At 67.6% G+C, this 12,669-nt stretch carries 10 protein-coding genes and 6 tRNA genes; 12 read left to right on the forward strand and 4 right to left on the reverse strand.

Annotated features, from left to right (window positions below):
* Positions 1 to 139 precede the first annotated feature (139 nt).
* Positions 140 to 1,030 carry a CorC family transporter gene (locus tag ADE01S_RS23360; RefSeq protein ID WP_062684134.1) on the forward strand — a complete coding sequence of 297 codons (891 nt, stop codon included), beginning with the start codon at positions 140 to 142 and terminating at the stop codon, positions 1,028 to 1,030.
* Complete coding sequence (lnt, locus tag ADE01S_RS23365) at positions 1,027 to 2,655, forward strand: apolipoprotein N-acyltransferase (protein ID WP_062684135.1); 1,629 nt, start codon at positions 1,027 to 1,029, stop codon at positions 2,653 to 2,655. Before ADE01S_RS23360 ends, lnt begins: the two co-directional genes overlap by 4 nt.
* A 30-nt stretch (positions 2,656 to 2,685) precedes the next feature.
* On the opposite strand, the gene ADE01S_RS23370 is transcribed toward lnt, so the two are convergent.
* Complete coding sequence (locus ADE01S_RS23370; protein ID WP_062684136.1) at positions 2,686 to 3,741, reverse strand: aldo/keto reductase; 1,056 nt, start codon at positions 3,739 to 3,741, stop codon at positions 2,686 to 2,688.
* 423 nt (positions 3,742 to 4,164) lie between these two features.
* On the opposite strand from ADE01S_RS23370, the gene ADE01S_RS23375 reads away from it, so the two are divergent.
* From ADE01S_RS23375 to ADE01S_RS23415, 9 genes are all read left to right on the forward strand, one after another.
* Positions 4,165 to 4,240: transfer RNA gene (locus tag ADE01S_RS23375), tRNA-Ala, on the forward strand.
* 40 nt (positions 4,241 to 4,280) lie between these two features.
* Positions 4,281 to 4,356, forward strand: a tRNA-Glu gene (locus ADE01S_RS23380).
* 70 nt (positions 4,357 to 4,426) lie between these two features.
* Positions 4,427 to 4,503, forward strand: a tRNA-Asp gene (locus tag ADE01S_RS23385).
* 101 nt (positions 4,504 to 4,604) lie between these two features.
* Positions 4,605 to 4,680 (forward strand) — tRNA-Ala (locus ADE01S_RS23390).
* 36 nt (positions 4,681 to 4,716) lie between these two features.
* Positions 4,717 to 4,792 (forward strand) — tRNA-Glu (locus tag ADE01S_RS23395).
* A 69-nt stretch (positions 4,793 to 4,861) separates the two neighbouring features.
* Positions 4,862 to 4,938, forward strand: a tRNA-Asp gene (locus ADE01S_RS23400).
* A 200-nt stretch (positions 4,939 to 5,138) separates the two neighbouring features.
* Positions 5,139 to 6,629: a helix-turn-helix transcriptional regulator gene (locus tag ADE01S_RS23405; protein ID WP_062684137.1), complete on the forward strand. Its 1,491-nt coding sequence runs from the start codon at positions 5,139 to 5,141 to the stop codon at positions 6,627 to 6,629.
* 239 nt (positions 6,630 to 6,868) lie between these two features.
* Complete coding sequence (gene bioB / locus ADE01S_RS23410) at positions 6,869 to 7,888, forward strand: biotin synthase BioB (protein ID WP_062684138.1); 1,020 nt, start codon at positions 6,869 to 6,871, stop codon at positions 7,886 to 7,888.
* The gene (locus tag ADE01S_RS23415; protein WP_062684173.1) at positions 7,885 to 8,766 is read left to right on the forward strand and encodes an EamA family transporter; all 882 of its coding nucleotides are present in this window, start codon (positions 7,885 to 7,887) and stop codon (positions 8,764 to 8,766) included. The genes bioB and ADE01S_RS23415 overlap by 4 nt, the downstream gene beginning before the upstream one ends.
* Positions 8,767 to 8,782: 16 nt before the next feature.
* On the opposite strand, the gene ADE01S_RS23420 is transcribed toward ADE01S_RS23415, so the two are convergent.
* Both ADE01S_RS23420 and ADE01S_RS23425 read right to left on the reverse strand, forming a co-directional pair.
* Entirely contained in the window at positions 8,783 to 10,156 is a 1,374-nt protein-coding gene (locus ADE01S_RS23420) for an MFS transporter (protein ID WP_062684139.1), read from the reverse strand.
* An 86-nt stretch (positions 10,157 to 10,242) separates the two neighbouring features.
* The gene (locus ADE01S_RS23425) at positions 10,243 to 10,746 is read right to left on the reverse strand and encodes a peroxiredoxin (RefSeq protein WP_062684140.1); all 504 of its coding nucleotides are present in this window, start codon (positions 10,744 to 10,746) and stop codon (positions 10,243 to 10,245) included.
* Positions 10,747 to 11,241: 495 nt separating this feature from the next.
* Here ADE01S_RS23425 and ADE01S_RS23430 point away from each other — a divergent pair, with 495 nt between their 5' ends.
* Entirely contained in the window at positions 11,242 to 11,664 is a 423-nt protein-coding gene (locus tag ADE01S_RS23430) for a hypothetical protein (RefSeq protein WP_062684141.1), read from the forward strand.
* Positions 11,665 to 11,747: 83 nt separating this feature from the next.
* Here the strand turns inward: ADE01S_RS23430 and ADE01S_RS23435 are convergent, their stop codons facing one another.
* Positions 11,748 to 12,626: a dienelactone hydrolase family protein gene (locus ADE01S_RS23435; protein WP_062684142.1), complete on the reverse strand. Its 879-nt coding sequence runs from the start codon at positions 12,624 to 12,626 to the stop codon at positions 11,748 to 11,750.
* Positions 12,627 to 12,669: the final 43 nt, after the last annotated feature.

Consider the following 12,669-nt stretch of genomic DNA (forward strand, 5'->3'; position numbering starts at 1 on the left):
TTGATCCCAGGGAAAACGCCGAAATTGGCGTGCAGCAAGGCGCAGATGGCGGCGGTTCACCTCATTTTGGACCCCGCGGTTACATTCTGGAAGCCAGTATCGGTTATGCTGACTCTTCCCCAACTTGTCCTCCCGGACGATGTCTGACCCTTATCCTGCCCCCGAAGCGACGCCTGCTCGCTCATCCAAACCCGCCACCAAATCCCTTCTAGACCGCCTGCTTTCCCTCGTGCGCCGCGAGCCCGAGGACCGCGAAGGCATCAAGGCCGTTCTGGAAGCCGCGCACGACCGCCAGTTGCTCGACGCGGAGTCCTACAAGATGATCAAGGGCGCGCTCGCCGTGTCCGAGGGCACCGTGGGCGACATCATGGTCCCGCGTTCGCGCATGGATCTGCTGGACGTCACGCAGCCCATTCCCTACCTCGTGGCCTCGGTGATCGAAACCGCCCATTCGCGCTTTCCCGTCTACGAAGGCGACCGCGACAACATCATCGGCATCCTGCTGGCCAAGGACCTGCTGCGCTGCATGCTGGAGCCCGGCATCGAAGTGCGCACGCTGGTGCGCCCGGCCGTGTTCATCCCGGAGTCCAAGCGCCTGAACGTGCTGCTGCACGAGTTCCGCGCCAGCCGCAACCACCAGGCCATCGTCATCGACGAGCATGGCGGCATTTCCGGCCTGGTCACGATGGAAGACGTGCTGGAGCAGATCGTCGGCGACATCGAAGACGAATTCGACGAAACCGAGGAAGACTCGATCTTCCCCGAGGGCGAGAACCAGTGGCGCGTGCTCGCGGCCACCGACATCTCGCACTTCAACGAAGTGTTCGGCTGCCAACTGCCCGACGACGAATACGACAGCGTCGGCGGCTGGATGGGCGGCCAGCTGGGCCGCATCCCGCGCCGCGGCGATACCGCCGAGTTCGACGGCCTGCGTCTCGAAGTGGCCCGCGGCGACGCGCGCCGCGCCATCTGGCTGCGCGTCAAGCGCAACGCCCCTTCCCCAGCCTCCCAGTCTTCTTCCGACGCATGACGAGTTCCCCGCGCGGCCGTTTCCTGCGCGGCGTCGCCGGCCTCCTGCTGGCCGGCGCCGTGCACGCCCTGACCTTCTCGCCCGGCCCCCTGCCCGACTGGGCGCTGGCCGCGACCCAGATCCTGATGCTGGCCGTCGCCGCGCGCGTGACGCTCTACGCGCCCTCGGCCCGGCAGGCCTGGGCGCGGGGCTGGCTGTTCGGCTTCGCCACCTATGCGCTGGGCCTGTACTGGATCTTCATCAGCCTGCACCGCTACGGCGACCTGTCCGCGCCGCTGTCGGTGGCCGCCGTGCTGGCCCTGTCGGCATTCCTGGCGCTGTTCCCGGCCTGCGCCAGCGCGCTGGCGCGCCGCTACGCGCCGCTGTCGGCCGACGCCTCGCCGTCGCGCATCCTGTCGGGCACGCTGGCCTGGGCCGCCATGTGGGCCGCGTTCGAATGGCTGCGCGCCGTGCTGCTCACGGGCTTTCCCTGGCTCAACATCGGCTACGCGCAGATCGACGGCCCGATCGCCGGCTGGGCGCCGCTGCTGGGCGTGCACGGCATGGCGTTCCTCTCGGCCTTCGTCGCGGCCGCGGTCGCCAGCCTGTGGCAACCCGCCAGGAAAACCGGCCCCGGCTCGCGCCACGCCCTGGCCGCCGGCATCGCGCTGGCGCTGGCCGCGGCCGGCTGGCCCCTGTCCCGCATCGACTGGTCCGCGCCCTCGGGCGATCCGCTGAACGTGCGGCTGGTCCAGGGCAACATCGAGCAATCGCAGAAATTCGATCCCGCCCTGCTTGAACAAAGCCTGGTCCGCCACCTCGACCTGACCTCCATGGCGCCGGCGCCCGGCGTGCCCGCGCCCCAGCTGGTCATCCTGCCCGAAACCGTGCTGCCCATCTTCCAGGACCAGCTCGATCCGCGCATCTGGGATACCTGGCGCAGCGTGGCCGCGCAGCGCAACACCGTCATCGCGATGGGCGTGCCGCTGCACGACCGCGTCGACGGCCGCGACCGCTACACCAACAGCGTCATGGGCTTCGACGGCAACACGCCGGTCGAGCAGCTCATGACCGGCACCACCGCGATGCGCTACGACAAGCGCCACCTGGTGCCCTGGGGCGAATACGTGCCGCCGGGCTTCCATTGGTTCGTGGACATGCTGAACATCCCGCTGGGCGATTTCGACCGCGGCGCCCCGCGCCAGACGCCCTTCCCCGTGGGCGGCCAGCACATCGCGTTCAACATCTGCTACGAAGACCTGTTCGGTCCGGACCTGCTGCCCGCGCTGCAGCCCGGCCCCAACGGCGAACCCGGCGCGACCATCCTGGTGAACGTGAGCAACCTAGGCTGGTTCGGCGACACCTGGGCGCTGCGCCAGCATCTGCAGATCGGCCGCCTGCGCACCATCGAGACCGCGCGCCCCATGCTGACCTCGACCAACACCGGCATTACCGCCGCCATCGACGCCCGCGGCCGCGTGGCGGCGCAGCTCGCGCCGCTGCAGGCCGGCGTGCTGCCGGTGTCGGTGCAGGGCATGAGCGGCCTTACGCCCTATGCGCGCTTCGGCGACAAGACGGCCCTGGCCCTGATCGGCCTGGCGCTGATCGCGGCCGTCGGCAGCGGCCGCCGGACCCGTCGGGGCTGAACCGCCGGCCTCGCCGGGGCGAAGTCCGCCTCAGGCGAACAGATTGGCCGGCAGCGCGCCGCTCTCCTCGGGCGGCCGCAGCGGCCCCGTTCCGGCGCCCGTCTCCTCGATCGCCTCGGCGATGGCGTCCATGTCGTCGCCGTCCAGCTCCAGTTCGGCGGCGCCCAAGAGCCCGTCCACCTGGGCCGCGTTGCGCGCCCCCACGATGGCGCCCGTCACGCCGGGCCAGGCGAGCGTCCAGCCCGCCGCCACGGCGGCGACCGTCGTGCCATGGCGCTCCGCGATCGGCTTGAAGGCTTCGGCCAGCGCCAGGTTGCGTTCGAGATTGGGCGATGCGAATTCCGCGTGGCGTGAGCGCCAATCGTCCTGCGGCAGCGCGCGGGCCCGGTCCGCGCTGAAGCGGCCGGTCAGCAGGCCGGACTGCATCGGGCTATAGACGATGACGCCGGTGCCGTTGCGGGCGCACCACGGGATCAGGTCGCCGCCGGCGGCGCGCTGGATGGCCGAGAACGGCGGCTGCAGCGTGTCCACGTGGCCCAGGGCCTCGGCATCCTGCAATTGCGCGAGATTGTGGTTCGACAGCCCCACCGCCCCGACCTTGCCTTCCCGCTTCAGGTCCAGCAGTTCCTGCCAGTACGCCTCCAGCGGCGTGCCGTCGCCGGCGGGCCAGTGCATCTGGTAGAGATCGATGCGCTCCACGCCCAGGCGCCGCAGCGAGCCGTCGATTTCCCGGCGGATGCTGGCCGGCGCGCCCGTGCGGCGAGGCATGGCCCGAGGCTGCTCGGCCGACCAGGTCAGGCCGCACTTGGTGAACACGTACGGCCGCTCGCCGGGCGCCATCTGCGCCAGGGCTTGCCGCAGGATTTCCTCGGAATGGCCCAGCCCGTACACCGCCGCCGTATCGATCCAATTGATGCCGCGCTCCACCGCGCGACGGATCGCGGCGATCGAATCGGCATCGTCCTGCGGCCCCCAGCCCACGGCCCAGCCGTTGCCGCCCATGGCCCAGGCGCCCAGGCCGATGCGCGTGATCGCCATGCCGGTACGGCCCAGCGGGCGAGTGGGAAAAGAGGTTTTGCTGCTCATCGCGCGATATCCCTGTCGGAAGTCCGGGCCGGCGCGCCGCTGCCGCGAATGCCGAGGCCGGCGCGCCACACCGCCGCCGGCCACTCCGGTGCCCGACGGAAAAAATTTTCCGATCACAATAGCATTCCCGCAAGCCTTTGATTTTCCTGGGCTTGATTCGGGCATTCCGCTTCCGCATTGCGCATGATTTGCGCAAAAAAGGGCTATAACGCACCTCCCGCCCCCTTTTTTTCACAACATTTTCGCTTTTTGCGGCAAAGCGACTTGCACGCCCCTTTTAGTTCGTGCATAATCTCGTTTCTTCGCCAACGGCACTAAACAAAACCGGCAACGAAAGACGAAAACCTGCTGAAAACACACGGTAAAACGTGAGCGATCAAACAGGAAATTCGCCAGACGTTGAAGAGGATTGATTAGAGAAACGGGGGTATAGCTCAGCTGGGAGAGCGCTTGCATGGCATGCAAGAGGTCAGCGGTTCGATCCCGCTTACCTCCACCAGTCCAAAGCGAAGAATGCAGTACCTGTTTTGCAGTTCCAGGTCCCCTTCGTCTAGAGGCCTAGGACATCACCCTTTCACGGTGAGTACAGGGGTTCGAATCCCCTAGGGGACGCCAGTTCGCTGGCAGCAGTAAATGCAGTACCTAGATGCAGTTGAAGTGACCAAGTAGTTGAGTAAGCCGCTGCGGAGCGGTAGTTCAGTTGGTTAGAATACCGGCCTGTCACGCCGGGGGTCGCGGGTTCGAGCCCCGTCCGCTCCGCCAAAAGCTCTCGCTAGAGGTCTTTCAAGAGCTCCGTATTCGGGGCTTTTTGCTTTTTAGGGTGTGAAGCCTGGTTGCCGGCAGTGTGGGCAACGAGGATCCTGGGGGGTATAGCTCAGCTGGGAGAGCGCTTGCATGGCATGCAAGAGGTCAGCGGTTCGATCCCGCTTACCTCCACCAGTAAGCAGTACGGTAGTAAGATTGCTGTTCGTTCAGGTCCCCTTCGTCTAGAGGCCTAGGACATCACCCTTTCACGGTGAGTACAGGGGTTCGAATCCCCTAGGGGACGCCAGTTCGCTGGCATGTGGTACCCGCTGCCTTGACACCGCGGCGTATTGAAGACGTTGAAGCACACCGCTGCGGAGCGGTAGTTCAGTTGGTTAGAATACCGGCCTGTCACGCCGGGGGTCGCGGGTTCGAGCCCCGTCCGCTCCGCCAAGCACCTTGCGCCCCGTCGCAGGTTTCGCTTACAGCCATCATCGAAGGCTCCGGTTTCCGGAGCTTTTTGCATTTCTGCTCCCGGCTTTTGCGCGGGGCACGCCTCCCCGCCGCTAAGACTCGTCCGTTTCGACATCTGGACAGCAAGTCGGCGCGCCTTCATCCTTTGCGTTCACGCCCCGCGAAACGAAGAGGACTACGTGACAGCGAACGCCGCCCCCCATGCGCACCGCCAGCACCTCCAGAGCATCATCGCTGGATTGAACGAAGGCATCATCCTGCTGGAAGCCAATGGCGCCATCGCCTGGGCCAACGCCAGCGCGCTCGATCTCCATGGCGTGGACCAGTTGGAAGACCTGGGCGACACGCCCGCCGGCTACCGCAAGCGCTACACCTGCACCTACCGCAACCACCACCGCGTGCCCGCCCGCCAGTATCCGCTGGACCGCCTGGCGGCGGCCGAGCCGTTCGAGGACCTGCTGCTGGACCTGGGCCGCAAGGACGACGAGGAATTCCTGCGCAACGTGCGCGCGCGCGGCCTGAACCTGGAAGGCAGCGACGGCACGGACTTCCGCGTGCTGATCCTGCACGACCAGACCGAGCAGATCAACGCCGAGCAACGCTTCGAGCGCACCTTCAACGCGAACCCCGCGCCCGCCCTGATCTGTCGGCTATCCGACCTGCGCTACGTGAAGGTGAACCAGGGCTTCCTCGAAATGACGGGCTACACGCGCGAGGCCGTGCTGGGCAAATCGGCCTACGAGCTGGACGTGCTGGACGGCGGCGAGGACAAGGACACGGCGGTCGCGCGGCTCGACGAAGGGCAGACCATCGCGCAGCGCGAAGGCGTGATCAAGCTGGCCGACGGCAACGAGAAATTCGTGATCGTCGCGGGACAGCCCATCGATATGAACGGCGAGCCCTGCATGCTGTTCACCTTCATCGACCTGGAGGCCCGCAAGCGCACCGAACTCGCCTTGCGCGAAAGCGAAGAACGCTTCTCGAAAGCCTTCCGCCTGGCGCCCGTGCCCATGGCGCTGTGCGAAGGCGACAACCTGCGCGTGCTGGAAGTGAACGACGCCTGCGCCGAGGCCGTCGGCGCCAGCGTGGAGAGCTGCGTCGGGCAGGCCCTGACCGATCTGGGATTGCAGCCCTACGAAGGCATGGCCGCGAGCCTCAAGCGCGGAGAGAGCGCCCGCAACCGGGAGGCCGTGCTGCTCACGCGCGACGGCGGGCAGCTAGATTGCCTGGTGTCGGCCGAGCCCGTCATGATCGGCGGTGAGCGGCGCGTGCTGATCGTGATGCAGGACATCACCGAGCGCAAACGCTCGGAGACCGAGCTGCTGACCGCCATCGAGGCCGTCATGCAGGACACCTCCTGGTTCAGCCGCGGCATCATCGAAAAGCTGGCGCAGCTGCGCCAGCCCGCGCCCGCCACCCGCGACGTGGGCGAACTGGCCCAGCTTACGTCGCGCGAACGCGAGGTGCTGGGGCTGATGTGCCAGGGCCACGACGACGACGGCATCGCCAAGGGCCTCAAGCTGTCGCGCAATACCGTGCGCAACCACGTGGCCACGATCTACAGCAAGATCGGCGTGCACCGCCGCAGCGCCGCCATCGTCTGGGCCCGCGACCGCGGCATCACCGGCCATGAAACCAGCCGCAAGAGCGACAAGCGGCGGGCAGAGTGATCTCGAAATTTACAATTTGATTCAAAATAATCGGCCTCGCCGCGTCCCCGAAGATGAGGCCGAGTTAGCGATCCCCGCTCGCCAAAATCCGTCATTTACATCTAAAAACACCATTATTACCCCCTAATTTCGGCCTTACGGCCTGCATTGCGCAAACCCTGCGCGGCTTCTTACGATCCGCCGATCCTGCCCTTGCCCAGCAAGCGGCTCGATTCCGCAAGACCGACAGGAGCCCGTTCATGCAGACCGCCTACATCCCCGTTCCCTCGTCCGCCCGGCCCGGCACGGCCCCCGCCTGGAGCGCCGCCGACATCCTGGCTCTCTACGAACTGCCCTTCATGGACCTGGTGTTCCGCGCCCAGCAGACGCACCGCGCCCACTTCGACCCGAACGCCATCCAGCTGTCCAGCCTGCTGTCGATCAAGACCGGCGGCTGTCCCGAGGATTGCGCCTACTGCCCGCAATCCTCCCACTACGACACCGGCCTGGACGCCGACAAGCTGATGCCGCTGGACGACGTGCTGGCCGCGGCCCGCAAGGCGCAGGCCGGCGGCGCGCAGCGCTTCTGCATGGGCGCCGCGTGGCGCAGCCCCAAGCCGCACCACCTGGACGCCGTGGCCGAGATGGTCAGTGCCGTCAAGGCGCTGGGACTGGAAACCTGCGTCACGCTGGGCATGCTGCGCGACGGCCAGGCCGAGCAGCTCAAGCAGGCCGGGTTGGACTACTACAACCACAATCTGGACACCTCGCCCGAGTTCTACGGCAAGATCATTTCCACCCGGACCTACCAGGACCGCCTGGACACGCTGGACCGCGTGCGCGACGCCGGCATCAACGTGTGCTGCGGCGGCATCGTGGGCATGGGCGAATCGCGCCGCGAACGCGCCGGCCTGATCGCGCAGCTGGCCAGCATGGAGCCCTACCCCGAATCCGTGCCGATCAACAACCTGGTGCAGGTGGAAGGCACGCCGCTGTCCGGCGTGGAGGCGCTGGATCCGTTCGAGTTCGTGCGCACCATCGCCGTGGCACGCATCGCCATGCCGCGCGCCGCCGTGCGGCTGTCGGCCGGCCGCGAGGCGATGGACGATGCGCTACAGGCGCTGTGCTTCATGGCCGGGGCCAATTCCATGTTCTACGGCGATGCGCTGCTGACCACCGCCAATCCCCAGATGGAAGCCGACCAGCGCCTCCTGGCGCGCCTGGGCATGCGGATCGACGCGGCCGGCCATGCCGGCCAGGAAGCGGCAGCGTGCCGCTGACCCCGGGCCTCCTGTATCTGCTGGCCAGCGTGGCCTGCAGCGTGACCGTGGCCGTGCTGCTGAAGCTGGCCCGGCGCTGGCAGGTGGACGTGCGGCAAGCCATCGCCATGAACTACCTGGTGGCCGCCCTGCTCTGCTGGGCCGTGCTGCGGCCCGATGCCGCCGGGCTGCTCACGCCGCGCACGCCCTGGCTGGTGCTGGCCGCGCTGGGCGTGCTGTTGCCCAGCGTGTTCCTGGCGATGGCCGCGGCCGTGCGCCACGCCGGCATCGTGCGCAGCGACGCCGCCCAGCGGCTGTCGCTGTTCATTCCGCTCTTGGCGGCCTTCCTGCTGTTCGGCGAGCCGCCCAGCGCCCGCAAGCTGGTCGCGACGCTGCTGGCCGCCGGCGCGCTGACCTGCCTGCTGCGCCGCGTGGGTCCCGTCCAGGGGCCCGCGAACGCAGCCGCGGATCCCGACCACGGCCGGGCCGCCTGGCTGTGGCCGCTGGCCGTCTGGCTGGGCTATGGCGTCATCGACATCCTCTTCAAGCAGGTGGCCCGCGCGGGAACCGCCTTCGCCGGCGGGCTGCTCCTGGCCTTCGTCATCGCGGGGCTGCTGATGCTGGCCTACCTGCTGCTGCGGCGGGTGCGCTGCCAGGCCAGGCACCTGGCGGCCGGCGTGGTGCTGGGGTTGGCGAACTTCGGCAATATCCTGACCTACATCCGCGCGCACCAGTCGCTGCCCGAGCATCCCGCGCTGGTGTTCGCCTCGATGAACATGGGCGTGATCACACTGGGCACGCTGGTCGGCGCGCTCGCCTTCCGCGAGCCGCTGTCGCGGCTCAACCTGCTGGGCATCGCCCTGGCGCTGGGGGCCATCGTGCTGATGGCGCCCTGGTAAGGGCGCCATCGCCGGCTCAAGTGCCGGTGCGGACCTGGCGTTCGGCGTCGGCGTCGTCCTCGGCCTGGGGCGGGTCCTGCGGCACCGGCGCGGGGTCGGCCGCGGGCGGCGCGGCCGAAGGATCGGGATGCGCCATTTCCATGGCGATGTCGTTCTCGGGATCCACGCGGGGATCCAGCACCGCCGCGGCGGGCGAGCTTTGCAGGGTGTCGGGCATGGGCACGAAGTGCGTCGGCGCTTCGTCGACCTGGTGGGCGCCGGTGACGCGCGTGGGGCGCACGTGCCAGACCAGGATCAGGGCGCAGGCCGAGATGAACACGTAGTACATGCTGGGGCCGGCGACGGACATCAGCACCCCGGCGATCATGGGGCCCACGCAGGCGCCCACGCCGTAGGTCATGAGCAGCACCGCCGACAGGCTGACCCGGCGCTCGGATTCGACGTGGTCGTTGGCGAACGCCGCGCCCAGCGGATACAGGGTGAACTGCAGCACGCCGAAGACACAGGACATGGCGACCAGCGCCCAGTACGGCAGCGTGATCCAGCCCCACATCACGGTGGGCAGCAGCACCAGCAGCAAGGCATTGAAGCGGATCAGGCCGGCGCGGTTGATACGGTCGGACAGCCAGCCCATGGGCCATTGCGAGAGCAGGCCGGCGGTTACGGCGGCCGCCACGAAGATGGCCGCCTGCGAGGTGGAAAGCCCGTGTTTGGCGCCATAGACCGCGGCCAGGCCGTAGAAGGCCCCGGACAGGTTGCCCGCCACGAACAGCACCGTCATGGACAGCGGCACGCGCCGCATGAAGAAACGGATGTCCAGCGGCGCGGGCAGCGGCGTGGGCGGGTGCGAGCGCGCCGTGACGGCGATGGGCACCAGGCACAGCACCAGGCACATCGCCACCAGGGTCAGGGGCCGCAGGTCCAGCGTGGCGTAGGCGGTCAGGGCCAGCTGCCCCAGCACCGTGCCCAGGCCGGACACGACCATGTAGACGGAGAAGACGCGTCCGCGCTGATGGTTTTCGGTCTGCTCGTTGAGCCAGCTTTCGATGACCATGAACTCGGTCACCATGACGATGCCGGAAATGACGCGGAACACCAGCCACAAGGGCATGGATTCCACCAGGGTCTGGGCCAGGATCATGCTGGTGGCGATGGCCGCGCAGGCGACGAACGCCCGGATGTGGCCCACCCGGATGATCAGCTTGTGGCCGAGCCGCGCCCCGCACACCAGGCCCAGGTAGTAGCCGGCGATCAGGGCGCCGATCCACACTTCGCTGACGGACTGCGCCGTCAGCCTGAGGCCCATGTAGGTGTTGAAAAGACCCGTGCCGATGAGCATCAGCAAGGTCGCGAAATAGAGCGACGAGAATGAGGAGAGGGTGGCGAGCATGGCGTGGGCAACCGCTGCTGGCGGCAGCGCGGCGGGCCGCGAAGGCGGCCCGCCGCGTTAAGCGGTAAAACGGGAACTGCGTTGGGTCAGGCTTGGGAGAGCATCGTGGCGGCGTCGCTGACTTCGAACTTGCCAGGCGCCTCGATGTTGAGTTGCTTGACCACGCCGTCGACGATCAGGGCCGAGTAGCGCTGCGAGCGCACGCCCATGCCGCGCTGGATCAGGTCCAGCTCCAGGCCCAGGGCCTGGGTCCACAGGGCGGAACCGTCGGCCAGCATGCGGACCTTGCCGTCGGTCTTCTGTTCGCGGCCCCAGGCGCCCATGACGAACGCATCGTTGACGGACACGCACCAGATTTCATCGACGCCCTTGGCCTTCAGGGCCGCGGCCTGTTCCACGTAACCCGGCAGATGCTTGGCCGAGCAGGTGGGCGTGAAGGCGCCCGGCACGGCGAACAGCGCGATGGTCTTGCCGCGGGCCAGGTCGGCGACCTGGAACGCGTTGGGGCCCAGCGAGCAGCCGGCGGTTTCGGTTTCGATGAATTCGGTCAGGGTGCCATCCGGCACGCGGTCGCCGACTTTGATCGTCATGGGGGATCTCCAAGGGTAAAAGGGCAATGCATTGGGGCAGGAGCGCCCCACAGGCTCCATCATAGTTCCTGCGCGGCCGCCTTGCTGCCAGGCGAGGTCCGGGAAAAGAAGATGAACAGTCTGAAACGACTCCACACCGGCCCCTCATGGCGCCGAAACGGCTGATTGCCATAATGTGACGGAAATCCTTGCCGGCCGGCGCCCGGGCCTCTAGGGCCTGTTAACACTAAAAGGAGCCTCGCATGAGTACCCCAATGGGCGGTTATCAAGACGCGAAGCGCAGTCGTGGCGGAACCATGGCGAGCATTCGCAACGCAGAGAGGCGCCCATTGGGGTACTCACCCTTCGGGCAGGCTCATAATCGGGCGCCTGGCGTCGTTGCAGCCACTTTGCGTGGCACAGCCACGCGGCAGCGTCTGCGCCTAGCCAGGCGCCCGATTACGGGCCTGTGCGAGGCTCCTTTTAGTGTTAACAGGCCCTAGCGGAGATCCACCGATGCGCAAGATCTTGATCGGCCTGGCCTGGATGCTGGGCGCCACCTCCCCCGCCTGGGCGGCCCCGGACGCCAGCGAGCAGGTCCAGTACGACTCTTTCGTCATGGCCGCCGGCGCCTCCAACGGCGCCGCCCGCGCCTGCGGGGCTTCCGAACCCGACCTGGCCCAGCACCAGGCCACCTCCCGCAAGAATCTGCTCCAGTACGCCCAGGAATACGGATTTTCCCCGGCCGCCTATGACGCGCTGTTCCAGAAGGGGCAGGCGGAGGGGAAGGCCATGATGGACGAGATGAAGCGATCCGGCGTGGATGGGTGCCGGGGGGTGCTGGGCGGGTTTCAGAATGAGAGGGTGATGGGGTATGAGGAAATGAAGGGGGCGTTGGCGGAGGTCAGCGATGGGTTGCCGGGGGAGAAGGCGCAGTAGGTTTCTTTGAGTGCTTCAGGCGTCCGTCGCCCCCCGGCCGGCCGTAAGTCGGTGATCGCCAAGCCCGCCTCGACCCGCGACGCTCAGAGCCCGTTCTGCTTGAACCAATCCAGCATTCGCGTCCAGGCCTGCTCCGCCTCGGCCTTCCGGTAGGACGGCCGGTAGTCGGCGTGGAAGGCGTGCGGCGCGTCGGGATAGACGTCGATCCGCGAGCCCTTGGCGGCCGCGGGGCCTTGCGCCAGCTCCAGCCGCATTTTGTCGACGTCCGCCATCGGAATCCCGGCGTCCTTGCCGCCGTACGCGCCCAGCACCTTGGCCTTCAGCGCGTTGACCTCGCTCAGCACCGATCGGGGCTTCAGTTCGCTGGGCTGTCCGCCCAGTTGGCCGTACCAGGCGGCGCCGGCCTTCAGCTTCGGGTTGTGGGCGGCGTACAGCCAGACCTGGCGGCCGCCCCAGCAGAAACCCACGATGCCCAGGCGGTCCGGATCGCCGCCGTTGGCGGCGGCCCAGGCTGCCGTCGTGTCCAGGTCGCGCTGGACCTGGGCGTCGGGCACTTTGCTGATCACTTCGGCCTGCAGCTTGGGGATGTCGGTGTACTTGGACGGGTCGCCCTGGCGGGCGAACAGTTCGGGCGCGATGGCCAGGTAGCCCTGGTGGGCCAGCCGCCGGCAGACGTCCTGGATGTATTCGTGCACCCCGAAGATCTCCGACACCACCATCACGGTGGGCAGGCCCTTCTTGCCCTGCGGCGCGGCGCGGTAGGCGGGGATCTTGCCGTCCTGGGTCGGGATGTCGATCTTGCCGGCCACGAGGCCGCCGGCGTCGGTGGATATGGTGGTCTGCGCCACCGCCTGGCCGGCCGCCAGCGAAAAACCCGTGGCCACCGTGGTGGCGATGAAACCCCGCCGGTCCAGCCTCAGGGGCGGAAGCAGGCTGTCGAAGTGCGCGTCCTGGTCATTCATCGAGAATCTCCTGGCAAAAAGCTGGCGCAAGGCGGCCTTGCAC

The sequence above is a fragment of the Achromobacter denitrificans NBRC 15125 genome (assembly GCF_001571365.1).
In the GTDB taxonomy this organism is placed as follows: Bacteria; Pseudomonadota; Gammaproteobacteria; order Burkholderiales; family Burkholderiaceae_B; genus Achromobacter; species Achromobacter denitrificans.

Excerpts from the sequence above, each read along its gene's own strand:
- ADE01S_RS23370 (WP_062684136.1), bottom strand. The coding sequence starts at position 3,741 with ATGAGCAGCAAAACCTCTTTTCCCACTCGCCCGCTGGGCCGTACCGGC.
- ADE01S_RS23430 (WP_062684141.1), top strand. The coding sequence starts at position 11,242 with ATGCGCAAGATCTTGATCGGCCTGGCCTGGATGCTGGGCGCCACCTCC.
- ADE01S_RS23435 (WP_062684142.1), bottom strand. The coding sequence starts at position 12,626 with ATGAATGACCAGGACGCGCACTTCGACAGCCTGCTTCCGCCCCTGAGG.
- ADE01S_RS23420 (WP_062684139.1), bottom strand. The coding sequence starts at position 10,156 with ATGCTCGCCACCCTCTCCTCATTCTCGTCGCTCTATTTCGCGACCTTG.
- ADE01S_RS23425 (WP_062684140.1), bottom strand. The coding sequence starts at position 10,746 with ATGACGATCAAAGTCGGCGACCGCGTGCCGGATGGCACCCTGACCGAA.
- lnt (WP_062684135.1), top strand. The coding sequence starts at position 1,027 with ATGACGAGTTCCCCGCGCGGCCGTTTCCTGCGCGGCGTCGCCGGCCTC.
- bioB (WP_062684138.1), top strand. The coding sequence starts at position 6,869 with ATGCAGACCGCCTACATCCCCGTTCCCTCGTCCGCCCGGCCCGGCACG.
- ADE01S_RS23360 (WP_062684134.1), top strand. The coding sequence starts at position 140 with ATGTCTGACCCTTATCCTGCCCCCGAAGCGACGCCTGCTCGCTCATCC.